General features: G+C 70.4%; 16 protein-coding genes. 8 read left to right on the forward strand and 8 right to left on the reverse strand.

What is annotated here, in order from left to right; translation table 11 throughout:
• Positions 1-137 precede the first annotated feature (137 nt).
• On the forward strand, positions 138-533 hold the full coding sequence (locus B9H04_RS00445) for a universal stress protein (protein WP_049930521.1): 396 nt from the start codon (positions 138-140) through the stop codon (positions 531-533).
• 622 nt (positions 534-1,155) lie between these two features.
• Here B9H04_RS00445 and B9H04_RS00450 read toward each other — a convergent pair.
• Positions 1,156-2,229, reverse strand: a complete 1,074-nt coding sequence (locus tag B9H04_RS00450; RefSeq protein WP_049930519.1) for an aldo/keto reductase — start codon at positions 2,227-2,229, stop codon at positions 1,156-1,158.
• Positions 2,230-2,396: 167 nt separating this feature from the next.
• Here B9H04_RS00450 and B9H04_RS18500 point away from each other — a divergent pair, with 167 nt between their 5' ends.
• From B9H04_RS18500 to B9H04_RS00470, 5 genes are all read left to right on the forward strand, one after another.
• Positions 2,397-2,573, forward strand: coding sequence for a hypothetical protein (locus B9H04_RS18500; RefSeq protein ID WP_155120031.1), 177 nt, complete (start codon positions 2,397-2,399; stop codon positions 2,571-2,573).
• A gap of 63 nt (positions 2,574-2,636) precedes the next feature.
• Entirely contained in the window at positions 2,637-3,548 is a 912-nt protein-coding gene (locus B9H04_RS00455; protein ID WP_085682341.1) for an acyltransferase, read from the forward strand.
• Positions 3,549-3,661: 113 nt separating this feature from the next.
• Positions 3,662-4,255 carry a DJ-1/PfpI family protein gene (locus tag B9H04_RS00460; protein ID WP_049930515.1) on the forward strand — a complete coding sequence of 198 codons (594 nt, stop codon included), beginning with the start codon at positions 3,662-3,664 and terminating at the stop codon, positions 4,253-4,255.
• Between the two features lie 15 nt (positions 4,256-4,270).
• Positions 4,271-5,089, forward strand: coding sequence for an Nmad3 family putative nucleotide modification protein (locus B9H04_RS00465; protein WP_085682342.1), 819 nt, complete (start codon positions 4,271-4,273; stop codon positions 5,087-5,089).
• A gap of 92 nt (positions 5,090-5,181) precedes the next feature.
• Entirely contained in the window at positions 5,182-5,595 is a 414-nt protein-coding gene (locus B9H04_RS00470; RefSeq protein WP_049930511.1) for a DoxX family protein, read from the forward strand.
• Positions 5,596-5,613: 18 nt separating this feature from the next.
• Here the strand turns inward: B9H04_RS00470 and B9H04_RS00475 are convergent, their stop codons facing one another.
• The 5 genes from B9H04_RS00475 to B9H04_RS00495 form a co-directional block, all read right to left on the reverse strand.
• Positions 5,614-6,690 carry a CNNM domain-containing protein gene (locus B9H04_RS00475; protein WP_049930509.1) on the reverse strand — a complete coding sequence of 359 codons (1,077 nt, stop codon included), beginning with the start codon at positions 6,688-6,690 and terminating at the stop codon, positions 5,614-5,616.
• A 54-nt stretch (positions 6,691-6,744) separates the two neighbouring features.
• Entirely contained in the window at positions 6,745-8,067 is a 1,323-nt protein-coding gene (gene hisS / locus B9H04_RS00480; RefSeq protein ID WP_049930508.1) for a histidine--tRNA ligase, read from the reverse strand.
• A 103-nt stretch (positions 8,068-8,170) separates the two neighbouring features.
• Positions 8,171-8,626, reverse strand: coding sequence for a ferritin-like domain-containing protein (locus B9H04_RS00485; protein ID WP_085682343.1), 456 nt, complete (start codon positions 8,624-8,626; stop codon positions 8,171-8,173).
• 58 nt (positions 8,627-8,684) lie between these two features.
• Positions 8,685-9,278, reverse strand: coding sequence for a DUF7411 family protein (locus B9H04_RS00490; RefSeq protein WP_049930505.1), 594 nt, complete (start codon positions 9,276-9,278; stop codon positions 8,685-8,687).
• On the reverse strand, positions 9,279-9,632 hold the full coding sequence (locus tag B9H04_RS00495) for a DNA-binding protein (RefSeq protein WP_049930504.1): 354 nt from the start codon (positions 9,630-9,632) through the stop codon (positions 9,279-9,281). It lies immediately after the preceding gene.
• A gap of 141 nt (positions 9,633-9,773) precedes the next feature.
• Here B9H04_RS00495 and B9H04_RS00500 point away from each other — a divergent pair, with 141 nt between their 5' ends.
• A complete protein-coding gene (locus B9H04_RS00500; protein WP_085682344.1) occupies positions 9,774-10,919 on the forward strand; it encodes a 60S ribosomal export protein NMD3 in 1,146 nt (381 codons plus the stop codon).
• Between the two features lie 126 nt (positions 10,920-11,045).
• Here B9H04_RS00500 and B9H04_RS00505 read toward each other — a convergent pair whose 3' ends face one another.
• On the reverse strand, positions 11,046-11,237 hold the full coding sequence (locus B9H04_RS00505; RefSeq protein ID WP_049930501.1) for a UPF0175 family protein: 192 nt from the start codon (positions 11,235-11,237) through the stop codon (positions 11,046-11,048).
• Positions 11,238-11,343: 106 nt separating this feature from the next.
• Here B9H04_RS00505 and B9H04_RS18505 point away from each other — a divergent pair, with 106 nt between their 5' ends.
• Positions 11,344-11,490, forward strand: coding sequence for a hypothetical protein (locus B9H04_RS18505; protein WP_155120030.1), 147 nt, complete (start codon positions 11,344-11,346; stop codon positions 11,488-11,490).
• 24 nt (positions 11,491-11,514) lie between these two features.
• Here B9H04_RS18505 and B9H04_RS00510 read toward each other — a convergent pair whose 3' ends face one another.
• Positions 11,515-13,413, reverse strand: coding sequence for a helicase C-terminal domain-containing protein (locus B9H04_RS00510; protein WP_085682345.1), 1,899 nt, complete (start codon positions 13,411-13,413; stop codon positions 11,515-11,517).
• Positions 13,414-13,551: the final 138 nt, after the last annotated feature.

Here is a 13,551-nt window from a genome sequence, read left to right on the forward strand (position 1 = left end):
CCACGTACTACATAATCATTAGGGATGGATTCACTCGCCTGCGGGCAGTCCTTCGGTCGCCGCGGCGCTCGAGAGCATCGCGCGGAGCGATCCGGTCCGCCGAAACAGTCAAATGCGAGTGCCGCAACGACTGTCGCATGTTCACTTTTGTCGTGGGTATCGACGCGGACGAGGACCGGGCCAGCGCGCAAGCCGAGACGATCGCGTCGATGCCGCTGGAGACGGACGACGTGACGGCGGTCCTCGTTCACTCCTTCAGCGAGAACAGGGAGGGGGGCACCGTCGAACAGGTAAAGTCAGTTCGGGTCGCTCGGTCGCGACTCGAAGACGCCGGGATCGAGGTGACGCCCGAGGGGTACGGCGGCGACGCGGCCCGAGCGATCCTCAACGTCGCCGACGAGTACGACGCCGACCAGATCGTCGTCGCCGGGCGGAAGCGCACCCCCACCGGGAAGGTCCTGTTCGGCAGCGTCACGCAGAGCGTCATCCTCGACACCGAACGGCCGGTCCTCGTCTGCAGCGGGGGCGAGTAACCGACCTCACCCTGCTTCGCTCGCGCTGACAGGCTCGCTCGTTGGGGGGCTCGCTCGTTGAGGGTGGGGCTTCGATGTGGTCCTCGCCGTCATGCGACGCGACGGGGCGTTTTGTGCGCCCCGCCTACCGAACGCCCTTCGGAGTCAGTGAACCCACCGTTCGGGGCCGGGCTACTGCGACCCGCACTGCGCGGGACTTGTGCCAGCACAGCACTAGTCGCCAATACAGCGGGATGTAGATTAACAGTTGCTCAGTATCATGTCAGTTTCCGCTCCGCCCTACTCGCTCGCTTCGGTCGCTCTCTCCTCACGGGTCGCAGGCCCGGGCGCCCGGTCGAGCGGTCGCCGCGACCACAGCCGCCGGTCGTCGGGGGCCGTCGCGATCAGTTTATACCCGCGAGCGAGTAGATCGCACCGTGGTGGCGATGACGAGTCGGTTACCCCCACTGAGCCCCTTGTGATGACGGGTTTCGACCGAGCCACCGTTTCCGCACCCGCCAGCGGCGCGGCCGAGCCGCCCCGGAGTGAAAGTGGTCCTGAGCGACGGTGTCAAGGCGCTGTCTGGCGGTTTCGAGGCGAAGAGGCCGGGTCGATCGGCGTCGATCGAACGCGGGGTCGCCGCTCAGTACGACGCGGCGCGCTTGTCGAGGCCGGCGGCCTCGATGTCTTCGCCGTCGACGGAGGTGCGGAGGACGTCCATCCCGTCGTCGCGGTCGATGTCGAAGTTGCGGGCGTACAGATCGTCGAGCCGCTCGTACTCGGCGTCGGAGATCGGCGGCACGTCGGCGGCGGCGCTCCACTCGGCGATGTCGGCGCCGTCGCGAAACGTCGGGGTGACGGAGGCGACCTCGTCGTGCGCGAGCAGCCAGCGGATCGCGGCCTGCGCCATCGTGCGCGCCCCCTCAACGCCGTCGGGGTCTTCGAGGAAGCGGATCGCGTCGACCTTCTCCCAGCCGGTCTCGTACCACTCCTTCGGGCGGTGCGAGCGGTGGTCGCCGTCCTCGAGGACGGTGTCGGGCGTCACCTGTTCGTTCAGCAGGCCGGAGGAGTGCGGGACGCGAGCGATGACGGAGGTGTCCGAACCGCTCTCGCGGATCGTGTCCACGAAGTGGCGACCGGGCTCCTGCTCGAACATGTTGAAGACGGTCTGGACCGCGTCGAACTCCTCGTACTCGACGGCGGCGTCGCCCTCGGCGAGCCAGCCGATCGAGGGGCCGAGCGCCCAGCCGAGCGCGCGGACGCGCCCGTCGGCCTTCCACTCGCGGAGGAGGTCGCGCACCTCGGGGGTCACCTCGTCGACGTTCGCGTTGTGGAGCTGGAGCACGTCGACGTAGTCCGTGTCGAGGCGGTCCAGCGAGGCCTCGAACGCCTCGGTGAGGTACTCACGGTTCAGCTCCTTCGGGAGCTCGCCGTGACCGGCCTGCGGGTTGTCGTAGAAGTCGTAGCCGATCTTCGTCGACAGCGTCACCTCGTCGCGGCGGCCGGCGATCGCCGTCCCGATTATCTCCTCGCTGTCGCCGTGGCCGTACACGTCGCCGGTGTCGACGTAGGTGACGCCCGCGTCGAGCGCCTCCTCGACCATCCCGACCGCCTGTTCGTCCGAGCGGTCGCCCCACCAGTCGGTGCCGACGACCCACGCGCCGAAGCCGACCTCCGAGACCTCGACGCCCGAGTTACCGAGTTCGCGGTGTTGCATGCCAACCGGTTAGTGGTCGGGACACTTATCGGGCGCGGTCGGTCTCGGGGCGGTGGAACGGCCGGCGATCGCTGTCGGTCTCGGGGCGGTGGAGCGGGCGGCGATCACGCTCGCTCGTCTCGGCTCGTCCCGCCGCCTATTACTTGATCCCGGCTCGTCGACCGCCCATGGACGACTCCCTCCGTCGGCGGCTCGACGCCGTGATCGCCCTGCTCGGGATCATCGCCGTCGTCGCGGTCACCGCGCTGTTGCTCTCGTTCGGCAGGGCCGCGATCGCCCCGGCGTTCGTGATCGCCTTCACGGGCGTTCTCGTCGGCATATTTGCCGCCGAGGAACTGTACTGATCGGCTGAGGCGCCGTGGTCGCACAACCGAATCCATTTGAGTGATGGCGACGAAGGAGGGCCGATGACAAAGCGACACGTGTCCCTGCCCGACGGCGCCGAGGCCGGGGTCCGAGGGTTCATCGACGAGGTGGACGAGCGGCTCTCCTCGGACGAGGACACCTGCGAGGTCGTCCGTGACGTGCTGATCGACCTCCACGGCGACCGGGAGGCGTGGGAGGCGTGGCAGAGCGGCGAATCGGTGTCGCGCGCCGAGCGCGTGCGCCTCCAGGGGTACGACCCGTGTAACGCGACGCTGGAGTCGGAGTACTACGCCGAGAAGGACGAGGAGCGCTTCCAGCGCTCGAAGCACCTCCAGTGGCTCTGGCGCCAGTTCGACGCCACACCGATGGCCGACAACGTCGAGTTCGCGCTCCGGTTCCGGCAGATGCTCGGCAACCACCTCTTCGCCGAGTGCGGCGACGACTGTCGCTTCTTCAAGGGGATCTCCGTCACCTACGGCCACAACATCGAGGTGGGCGACAACGTCGTGATCCACGACGACGTCCACCTCGACGACCGCGGGAAGCTGACGATCGGCGACCGCGCCTCCATCTCCGACGGCGTCCACCTCTACAGCCACGATCACGACATCGTCGACCAGACCGAGGTCCGGAACTTCCACACGATCGTCGAGGATGACGCCCGCGTCACCTACGACGCGATGGTCCGGGCCGGCTGCCGCGTCGGCGAGAACAGCGTCGTGGGCGCGCGATCCGTGGTCCAAGGCGACGTGCCCGCCCATCACGTGGTCGTCGGATCGCCCGCCCGCAGTGTCCGCGTGAAGCCGGGGTGGGAGGAGGCCGCCGAGGAGATCGAGGACGGCCGGCTCCCCGACAACCAGGACGACCGCGAGATCGAGTACGACCTCCCGGACGACCCCGAGCAGTTCGACGAGTTTCAGCGGGACCTCCCGCCGCCGAGCCCGCCGCGCTGAGGGCGCCGTGCGGCCGACGCGTCGGTGATCGGAGGCGGCTTGTTCGTGGTATGATATCTCACGCCAGTATCGTTATTGGCCAGCAGCGCGTACGCAGAGGTGGTGTCGCACACATGACAGGACAACGGATACTGATGATCGTCGGCGACTTCGGGGAGGACTACGAGATAATGGTGCCGTACCAGGCGCTCCAGGTGGTCGGCCACGAGGTCCACGCCGTCTGTCCGGACAGGGAGGGCGGCGAGACGGTCAAGACCGCGATCCACGACTTCCGCGGCGACCAGACGTACCTGGAGGAGCGCGGGCACAACTTCGAGCTCACGCACGGCTTCGACGAGGTCGACCCGGCCGACTACGACGCCTTAGTCGTTCCCGGCGGGCGCGCCCCCGAGTACCTCCGCGGCTACGACGAGGTGCTCGACGCGGTGCGGCACTTCTTCGAGGCGGACAAGCCCGTCGCGTCGATCTGTCACGGCCCGCAGATCCTCGCTGCGGCGGGCGTCCTCGACGGCTACGAGATCACGGCGTACCCCGCCGTCAGGCCGGAGGTCGAGGCCGCCGGCTGCTCGTGGGCCGACGGCGTGACGACCGACGGCAACCTCGTCACCGGGCAGGCGTGGCCCGATCACCCCGAGTGGATCGCGCAGTTCCTCGACCTGCTCGGGACCGAGATCGACCACGAGGCGACCGCGGCGACGGCGGACTGAGCCCGCGCTTTTTCGATGCCGGGCCCTCGCGCCCTCGCGGTCAACGTCGCCGCCAACACGAACGAACCCGGGTTCCGGGGGTCCGTCTACCCCGACGGCTCCTTCGCGTACGTCCCGATCCCCGAGTCGGCGGCGACGCTGCCGCGCGGGCGCGCCCCGGTCGACGAGCCGGTCCCGACCTACGGCGACCTCGACCTCCCGTTCGCCGTCCCGGAGGCCCTGCGCGAGGTGCCCGTCCACGCCGACCCCGAGTTCCCGGGCGTTCACGGCCGCGAGCGCGCGACGTACGGCGACCCGCACGGGGTGAAGGCCGGGCGGATCGCGACCCTCGAACCCGGCGACCGGCTCCTGTTCTACGCGACGCTGTCGCTGCGGCCGCGCGACTGGGCCGGACCGGGCGACGAGCGCCCCGGCGACGCGGGCGCGGACGACCGCGGCGGCGCGTGGCTCCGAGAGCACGGCGTCGCCGTCGACGACGACCTCGCCCCCGACTGGGGCGCGTACCTCTTCGCGGGGATCCGGATCGAGCGCGTACTCTCGCCGGCCGAGGGCGACGGTGTCGTCGACCGCGCCGCCGCCGCCGCCGCGGCGCCGACCAACGCGCACCTGAAGCGGGACCCGTTCGACGCCCGCGTCGTCGCGGTCGGCGACCCGGACGCGTCCGGCCGCTTCGACCGGGTCGTTCCGCTGAGTGCGCCCGACGCAGGGGTGGAAGCGAACCCGATCGTCACCGACCTGTCGAGCGACTCCGGGAAGGGGCCCTGGTGGCGCCGCCCGATGGGCTTCGACGCGGCGGCGACCGCGGAGCTGCTGGCGCAGATCGACCGGGTGTGAGGGGCGACCGACGCGGCGCGAGGGGGCGGCGCGACGGGACGCCGCGTCCGCCGCCACCGCGATTTATGAGGCGCGGCCGCGTTGTGTGCGGTATGAGCGACGACGAAACACCAGACGCGAGCGACGAGGCGACCGGCCGCGGCGCGCCGTCGCGGCTCGGGCGCGTCCTCCTAGGCGCCGGCCTCGCCGCGCAGGCCTCGGAGGACTTCCGCGACATGGACGACACGATCGAGTACGCCGAGTCGGCGGGCGTTCCGATGCCGGACGTGGCCGCGCCGTTCGCCTCCGGCATGATGATCGTCGCCGGCGTCGGCATCGCGCTCTGGCGGCTCCCGCGGGTCGCGACCGGCGCGGCGGTCGCGTTCCTGACCGTCGTCACCGCGACGATGCACGACTTCTGGAACGCCGACGAGGACGACAAGGGCGGCGAGCGGCTCGCCTTCTTCGGCAACCTCGCGATGCTCGGCGGGGCGCTGGTGTTCCTGCGCGAGGCGTACAAGGACTGACCGGAGTCGTGTCGCGCGCTACAGTTCGCCGGCGTCCAGCGGGTCCTCCAGCTGGCCCATCACCGCCTCCATGGCGTCGGTCGCGGTGAGCAGGCCGACGACCTCGCCGTCAGCGACGACCAGGGCGAGCTCCTGCGACTCCGCCTGGAACCGGTCGTAGGCGTCGCTGACGCTCGCGTCGGGGGAGACCGTCAGCGGGGGGGCCGCGACGTCCGCGAACGTCAGGTCGCCGTCGCGGAGCGCGTCGAAGCGGCTCACGATCGAGGGGGCGTACACGATCCCCTCGAAGTCGCCCCGGTCCTCGCCCACGAGCGGGAAGCGCGTGTGCGGGGTGTCCCGGATCCGGTCGAGGTTCTCGTCGACCGACGCCGTCGTGGTCAGCGAGACGATCTCGTCGGGCCGCGTCATCACGTCCGCGACGGTGACCCGATCCACGTCGAGCGCGTTGAGAATCTCCTCGCGCCGTTCCTTCGGTAGCTCGATGTCTTCCATCATCGAGCCGAGGCGGGTGCGGAGCTGCGCGCGCGTCTCCAGCACCTCCCCTTCGGCCTCGGTCCACGACCCGGTCATCTCGACGCCGAAGAGCCCCAGCGTCGCCTTCGCGACCCAGTCGCCGAACTTGATCAGCGGCGAGATGCTCCAGGCGAACCAGTACAGCGGCCGAGCGCCGTAGTTCGCGACCTGCTTCGAGCGCTCGACGCCGAGATACGTCGGCGTCTGCTCGCCGTGAGTCAGGTGGACCATGTTGATGAGGAAAAAACCCAACAGCGAGCCCGCGCCGGCCGACGCGAGCGCGGTGTTCTCGAATATCGGCGCGAAGATCGCCGCAAGCCCCGGCTCGGCGACAATACCGAGCGCGATGCTCGTGCCGGAGATCCACACCTGGCAGGTGGTGAGGTAGAACTCCAGGTCGTCCGTCATCTCCCAGGCGCGCCGCAGTCCGGGGGTGTCCATCTCCGACTCCGGGTACTGCCGGAGGCGCGTCAGGCCGAACTCGACCGCCACGAAGTACGCGTTGATCAGGATGAGGAGGACGCCCGCGGCCACGCGGAGCGCGACCTCGGTCGGGGGCATCGTCGTCGCGAGCGGGATCATCGTCTCCCGTTCCCCGTGCGACCCTGAAAAGGGTTCAGGCCGCGACCGACGCGCCTACTCGTAGTCCTCGTACGTCGGGAGCCCCTCCTCGGGCGGGAACTCCTCGACAGGCACCGTCGTCTCGTCGCCGCTTTCCATGTCCTTCACCGTGTACTCGCCGTTCTCGAGGTCGCGCTCACCGACGACCACGACCGTCTCGGCGTTGATCGAGTCGGCGTAGCCCAACTGCGCGCCGAACGAGCGGTCGGAGACGTCCTGTTCGACCACCACGTCGTCGCCGAGCGCGCGGAGGTCGCTCGCGAGCGCGGCCGCCTCGCCCCGCGTGTCGCCCACGCCGAGCACGTAGTAGTCGGTCGAGAGCTCCTCGTCCGGCCAGACCCCGGCGCGCTGGCAGAGCAGCTTGAGAGTGGCGTGGCCGGGGGCGACCCCGACCGCGGGGGTGGGCTGGCCGCCGAAGCTCTCGATGAGGTCGTCGTAGCGCCCGCCGCCGAAGACGGAGCGGGACACCTCGCCGGTGGAGTCGAAGCACTCGAAGACGACCCCGGTGTAGTAGTCGAGCCCGCGGGCGGTCGTCAGGGACACGTCGCAGAACTCGCCCGCACCGAAGTCGGCGGCGGCGGCGAGGACGTTCCGGAGGTTCTCGACCGCGGCCTCGACCGACTCGTCGCCCGCCTCGGCGACCGCGTCGAGGTCGTCGACGGTCTCCACCCCCGCGATGAGGTCGTCGAAGTCGCGCGCGGTGTCGCGGGCGAGGCCCGCGTCGGAGAGCAGTCCGACGTACTCGGCGTCGTCGACCTTCGCGCGCTTGTCGACCGCGCGGATCGCGGCAGCGGTGTCGACCGCGTCGGGGTCGGCGGCGAGCGACCGGACGAGGCCGCCGAGGATGTCGCGGTGCGAGACGCGGAACTCGAAGTCGTCGCCGGTGAGTCCGAGGTCGGTCAGGGCGTCGGCGGCGGTCGCGAGCACCTCGGCGTCGGCCTCGGGCGCCGACGAGCCGAACACGTCGATGTTCGTCTGGTAGAACTCGCGGAACCGGCCCTGCTGGACCTGCTCGTAGCGCCAGAACGGGCGGGTGGAGACCCACTTGATCGGCTTCGACAGCTCCTGGCCCTTCTCGACGACCATCCGCGCGACCGTCGGCGTGAGCTCCGGCGTCATCGAGACGCCGCGGCCGCCCTTGTCGTCGAAGGCGTACAGCTCCTCGACGATCTCCTCGCCGGATTTGTCCACGTACATCTCCGTCCGCTCTAGCGCGGGCGTCGCGATCTCGCGGAAGCCGTGGCGGGCCGCCGCGTCCTCGATCGCGTCGGTCACCTCGCGGCGGGCGGACTGCTCGCCGGGGTAGAAGTCGCGGAAGCCTTTGAGGCCGTCGTACATGGACGCCGGTTCGGCGAGCGCCCGCTTGAAAGCATCCCTTCGGGGCGGGACAGCCGGGATCGGCGCGCGGTCGCGGCCGAGGGGCGGCGGCTCCGCGGGCCGTCTACTCGCGCTGGTACTCCTTCTGGAATCCGCGGAACTCGGTCCGGTGGGCCTCCTCGTCCGAGAGCAGCGTCACGGCGAGGTCCTCGGTCACCGGGTCGTCCGCCGCCTCCGCGGCGTCGATCAGGTCGCGGTACGTCGCGATCGCGTCCTCCTCGGCGTCGAGCACGCCGTTGATGACGGCCAACACGTCCGTCGAGTCCTCGGGCGGCTGGAGCGACTCCTGCCCGGCGGGGAACTCGGCGGAGCCGGGCGGCCGCGCGTCGAGCTGTTTGAGCCGCTGCCCGAGCTGTTCGGCGTGGCCGAGCTCCTCCTGGACGTCCTGTTTGAGGCTCTCTTTGATCTCCTCGGCCCGGACGCCGTCGAGGACGATCGCGTTCGTCTGGTAGTTCATCACGGTCTCGATCTCGTCGGCGTACGCCGTCTTGAGCAGGTCGACGACTCGGTCGGATGACATGCCCGACGCTACGACCGCGGGGTCGAAAGGAGTTCCGGCGCTTCCGGGTCTGCGGGAGTCAGTCGGTCCGGCCGTGGACGTACGTCTGGTCGTGGTCCGGGAACACCTCTCCCACCGTGCCCTCGCCGTACTCGTCGGCGATGAGCGTCCGGAGCTCGTCCTCGTAGTCGGCCTTGGGGACCTCCTCGCTGGGTCCCTGCTGGACGTCGAAGGTCGCCCCGACGAGCTGGTCGACGGCGTGGCGGCCGAACCCGGAGAGCGGGGAGATGTAGTCGATCCCGCTTCGATCCTCGAGGCTCTGCGCCTGCGCCCGCGACACCGTGGGGACGCGGTCGTCGCGGCGGGTGCCGTCCGCGATGGCGTCGACGTCGAGCGCGGCGATGGTCTCGAGGGCGTGCTCGTGGACGCGCTGGATCCCGTTCCGGGGGTAGCCGTCCGCGACCATCGTCTCGGCGGCGCGCTCGGCCACTTCGCGGTCGAGGTCGGCCCGCTCGAACGGGAACCCGAGTTCGCCGGCCGCCCGCTCGGCGTGCTCCCAGTCGTCCGTGAGCCCGAAGCTCCCGGTGACACAGCGGACATCGTAGAACCGGTCGAGCAGGTGGGCGGCCAGCGAGGAGTCTTTCCCCCCGCTGTACAGCAGCGCGAGCTCCATCTACCGGCGGCGGATGTCGAAGCTCTTCTGTTCGGGCTGGAGCTCTTTGAGCAGGTCGCGCATCTGGTCCTCGTCGATCTGTCCCTGAATGCGTCCGCTCTGCGCCAGCGCGGCGACCTGTTTCTTCACCTTCTCGCCGAACTGCGGCTTCGACATCTCGACCGCGTTGAGGCGCTGGCGGGCTCCGTCGGTGAGGTACTGTTTCAGCACCGCCTCCTGCTGGGCCTCGGCGCGCTCTTGGGCCTGCTGTTGGGCCTCCGCGGCGTCGCCCTCGCCGCCCTGTCGCTCGCGAAGCTCCTCCATCTTCTGTTCGCGCAGTTCTTCGAGCCGCTCGTCGTCTGGGTTACCGCTCATACGCACCCGTTCTCGGTCCGTGCGAAAAACCATTTCGGAGGTCGCGACCCGCGCGGAACGGCCGGAGCCGCCCGCAGAACCGTCGACGCCGACGGGGACGGTCCGCGTCGTTTAAACGGGCCCTCGGCGTAGCCGCGGGTAATGAGCGAGTCGCGGGAGTTCTGTCCGCGCTGCGGCGACCCGGTCCCCGAGCGGCGCGACCCCCTTCCGGGCGAGCCGCGCGGGCGAGACGCGCTGCTCTGCGACGACTGCTACTTCGAGGACTTCGACCTGGTCGACGCCCCCGACCGGATCGAGGTGTTGGTTTGTTCCGGCTGCGGCGCCGTCAGGCGCGGCGAGTCGTGGCGCGACGTCGGCGCGCGCGACTACACCGACGTCGCCGTCGACGAGGTCGCGGAGGCGCTCGGCGTCCACGTCGACGCCGAGGAGGTCGAGTGGGGCGTCGAGCCCGAGCAGGTCGACGAGAACACGGTCCGGATGCACTGCCGCTTCTCGGGCGTCGTCCGCGGGACCCTCCGCTCCGCGGAGGGGACGGTCCCCGTGAAGATATCACGGGGGACCTGCGACCGCTGCGGGCGCATCGCCGGCGGCTACTACGCCGGGATCGTTCAGGTCCGCGCGGACGAGCGCGACCTCACCCCGGCGGAGCGCGCCGAGGCGCTCGACATCGCGGAGTCGTACGTCGCCGACCAGGAGGCCGACGGCGACCGCGAGGCGTTCATCACCGAGGTGAACGAGACCGACGACGGGCCGGACATCAAGCTCTCCTCGAACCGGCTCGCGCAGAACGTGGCGACGCGGATCACCGAGTCGCTCGGCGGGAGCTTCGAGTCGTATCCGACGCTCGTCACCGAGGACGGCGACGGCAACGAGGTGTACCGCGTCACGTTCGCGGTGCGGCTGCCGAAGTACGCGGAGGGCGAGATCGTCGACCCTGAGGACGGCGACGGGCCGGTCCTCGTCACGGGCGTCTCGGGCCGTCTCCAGGGGATCCGGCTCGCGAGCGGCGCGGAGTACACGTCCGCGTTCGCGGACGCGGAGGCCCCCGACGCGACCCGGCTCGGGACCCGCGCGGACGCGACGGAGACCACCGTGGTGACCGTCGAAGACGAGAACGCGATCCAGGTGCTCGACCCCGTCACCTACGAGGCGAAGACCGTCCCGAACCCGGCGTTCGTCGACGGCGACGCCGACGTGGTCCTCGCGTTCGAACACGGCGGTGAGGTCCACCTCGTGCCCGACGACGAGGCGGAACGGACCGCGGAGTCGGCTCGGAGCGGCAACTGAGGGATCGCTGCGAGCCGGACCGAACGCGCTACGAGGACGGCTGGAGGGCCGTAGAACTGATCGTTCGTGAGACGGCGTCGCGAAAACCGTCGACGCGTCGGCATCCCCGACCGCGGGGGACACCGCTCAGTCGGCGCGGGCGGGCTGCTCGCAGCCGAGCGCGGCGGCGCGCTCGGACTCCGTTACCTCGATGCCGCGGCGTTCGAGTTGCTCGATGAATTCGGCCTCGCTGAGCCCTGCCTGTGCGGCCGCCTGCGACAGCGTCAGGGTTCGCGCACCGTACAGCGTCAGCGCACTCGACAGCCCGTTCGTGGCCATACATCCAGTAGTCGCGTGAGGGATTATGAAGGTTACTACTTCATTCAGGCCCCTGATACACCTTATACGATATATATTGACGGACGATCGGCTCGGAGGTGGTAATATGACGCACGCGTCGTCGTCGCTCGCCCGCAGGAGTTATACGCCTCTGCGGTCGAACGCCGATATGGACAGACAACAGCTCATGGCGTTGTTCTTCGCGTTTCTCATGGTGAGCTCCATGGTCGCGTACGGCGTCTCGCTGCTGTGACGGCCGCGTCTGGATAGCGCCTCGTCAGCCGTCGCCCCACACGTCCGACAGCGGGTGGTTCTGCCGTCGCTCCGCGTCCCGCTCGGAGCGGGTCCGGACCGACTCGTCGTCGGTCGTTCCGCTGTCGGCGGTCGCGTCCCCGTCGCCGACCGAGGAATCGCCGTCGGCAGGCGACGAGCGATCCGAACCCCTCGACCCACCCGAGCGGCGGCGCCGCCGCCGTCCGCTCCGCGCACCGTTCGCCGCCGACGCGTCGATACCCGCCAGCGCCGCGTCGGGGTCGAACGCCGGGAGCGACGGGGTCGTCATCGCGTCGACCTGATCGCGGAACCACGCGGGCGTGTCGGCCGCGGCGCGGTCGAAGAGGTCGAGCAGCGAGTCGTCGGCGAGGTACGTCGCGCCGTAGTCGTCCGGGGCGCGGCCGACTCGCCCGCACGCTTGGATGACCGTGCGCAGCGCCGTCCGGTGGTACCACGCCCACTGCCCGTCCGCCAGCCGGCGGGCGACCCGCGAGTCGTTCGTGTTCCGGTACGGCGCCTTACACACCACCTGCCAGCGACAGAGGTCGCCCTTCAGGTCCAGCGCCTCCTCCATCTTCACCGAGACGAACACCTCCGGGTCCGCGCTCGCCTTCCACGCCTCCAGTTCGGCGTCGCGGTTCTGCCTGTCGTGCCGCCTGACCCGCGCGGCGACGCCGAACTCGCCGAGCCGCTCGGTGATCCGCTCGGCGATGTCGTACGAGTGCGCGTGGATCAGCCCCTTCTCGTCGGGGTGTTCCGCCATCAGCCGGACGAGGAGCCGGGCGATCTTCGGCACCGTCTCGTCGCGGTTCTCGGACGTCATCGACCCCTGCGTCACGTCGTACAGCGGGCGGTTCGCGAGCGGGAACGTGTGCTCGACGTCAACGAGGGCGACGTCGGCGGGGTCGAGCCCGACGCCGCGGCAGAACGCCTCCTTCGAGAGGATGGTCGCCGACAGCAGCGCGAACCGGTTCCCCCGGTCCCAGACGGTGTGCCGGAGGTACCGGGCGGGGTCGAGCGGTTTGATATCGAGGGCCGACTCCTCGCCGCCCGGCTGGTCGACGACCCACGAGGTCGGGGACTCGATGTCGCGATAGTCCTCGAGGAACCAGCCCAGTTCGCTTATGAGCTCCTGGAGCCGGTCGCGCCGGGCGACCTCCTCGCGGTCGAGCTCGGGGCGGCCGACCAGCTCGTCTTTCGCCCGGATCGCCACGTCGCGGAGCGTCTCGACGAACCGCGCGGTCCGGTCGACCGCGTCCTCCTCGGGGCCGGCGTCGGCCGCGACGTCCGGGACGCCGACGTCGTCCCACACCGGGACGCGGTCGGGCGATATCTCGATCGTCGCGTACATCTCGGCCCACTCGGCGAGCCCGTGCGCCTCGTCTATCACGACGGCGTCGCGCTTCCGGAACACCTCGGAGCCGGCGGTGCGCATGAAGTACGCTAACGTCTGTGCCGCGAAGCGGTTGCCGGACGCGATGGCCCGGTCGGAGAAGTACGGGCAGCGGTGCCGGATCGAGCAGTCGAACCCCTGCTGGCGCGCGCAGGGCGCGCGGTTCACGGGCGTGTCGTGCTCGCCGGGGAGCACGCAGTCGTAGTTCGACTTCCCGCGGATCACCGCGAGGTCGTCGAGGAGGTCGTCGGCCTCCACGTCGTCGATCTGCGACACCTGCGGGGTGGTGTAGTACGCGCCGGTCGCCTCGCTGGGGGCCGCCTCGCCCGCGGTCTCGGCCGCGCCCATGATCGCCCGGGCGAGCAGCGACTTGCCGCTGCCCGTCGGCGCGCGCACTAACACGACGCGGTTACCGGCGGCGAACGCGTCGCGGATGTCGGCGAGGGCCTGCTCCTGCGCGCCGCGGAAGCTCGGGGCGGGGAACTCGGCGGGGATCCGGCTCGGGTCCACACGACGCCCTCGCGCGCTGTCGGAATTAAACCCTCGCTTGGGCGGCGACCACGGCCGCGGGACGCCGACGAGCGACGCCGGCCGCCCCCCGACGACGGGGCGCCAGTCGCGCCCGACCCCACCACCTATTTCCCCGTC

It is taken from the genome of Halorubrum ezzemoulense DSM 17463, assembly GCF_002114285.1.
Classification (GTDB): domain Archaea; phylum Halobacteriota; class Halobacteria; order Halobacteriales; family Haloferacaceae; genus Halorubrum; species Halorubrum ezzemoulense.

What these genes read in the sequence shown, in the direction of transcription:
- B9H04_RS00445 (WP_049930521.1), top strand. Translation starts at nt 138, where the DNA reads ATGTTCACTTTTGTCGTGGGTATCGACGCGGACGAGGACCGGGCCAGC.
- B9H04_RS00450 (WP_049930519.1), bottom strand. Translation starts at nt 2,229, where the DNA reads ATGCAACACCGCGAACTCGGTAACTCGGGCGTCGAGGTCTCGGAGGTC.
- B9H04_RS18500 (WP_155120031.1), top strand. Translation starts at nt 2,397, where the DNA reads ATGGACGACTCCCTCCGTCGGCGGCTCGACGCCGTGATCGCCCTGCTC.
- B9H04_RS00455 (WP_085682341.1), top strand. Translation starts at nt 2,637, where the DNA reads ATGACAAAGCGACACGTGTCCCTGCCCGACGGCGCCGAGGCCGGGGTC.
- B9H04_RS00460 (WP_049930515.1), top strand. Translation starts at nt 3,662, where the DNA reads ATGACAGGACAACGGATACTGATGATCGTCGGCGACTTCGGGGAGGAC.
- B9H04_RS00465 (WP_085682342.1), top strand. Translation starts at nt 4,271, where the DNA reads ATGCCGGGCCCTCGCGCCCTCGCGGTCAACGTCGCCGCCAACACGAAC.
- B9H04_RS00470 (WP_049930511.1), top strand. Translation starts at nt 5,182, where the DNA reads ATGAGCGACGACGAAACACCAGACGCGAGCGACGAGGCGACCGGCCGC.
- B9H04_RS00475 (WP_049930509.1), bottom strand. Translation starts at nt 6,690, where the DNA reads ATGATCCCGCTCGCGACGACGATGCCCCCGACCGAGGTCGCGCTCCGC.
- hisS (WP_049930508.1), bottom strand. Translation starts at nt 8,067, where the DNA reads ATGTACGACGGCCTCAAAGGCTTCCGCGACTTCTACCCCGGCGAGCAG.
- B9H04_RS00485 (WP_085682343.1), bottom strand. Translation starts at nt 8,626, where the DNA reads ATGTCATCCGACCGAGTCGTCGACCTGCTCAAGACGGCGTACGCCGAC.
- B9H04_RS00490 (WP_049930505.1), bottom strand. Translation starts at nt 9,278, where the DNA reads ATGGAGCTCGCGCTGCTGTACAGCGGGGGGAAAGACTCCTCGCTGGCC.
- B9H04_RS00495 (WP_049930504.1), bottom strand. Translation starts at nt 9,632, where the DNA reads ATGAGCGGTAACCCAGACGACGAGCGGCTCGAAGAACTGCGCGAACAG.
- B9H04_RS00500 (WP_085682344.1), top strand. Translation starts at nt 9,774, where the DNA reads ATGAGCGAGTCGCGGGAGTTCTGTCCGCGCTGCGGCGACCCGGTCCCC.
- B9H04_RS00505 (WP_049930501.1), bottom strand. Translation starts at nt 11,237, where the DNA reads ATGGCCACGAACGGGCTGTCGAGTGCGCTGACGCTGTACGGTGCGCGA.
- B9H04_RS18505 (WP_155120030.1), top strand. Translation starts at nt 11,344, where the DNA reads ATGACGCACGCGTCGTCGTCGCTCGCCCGCAGGAGTTATACGCCTCTG.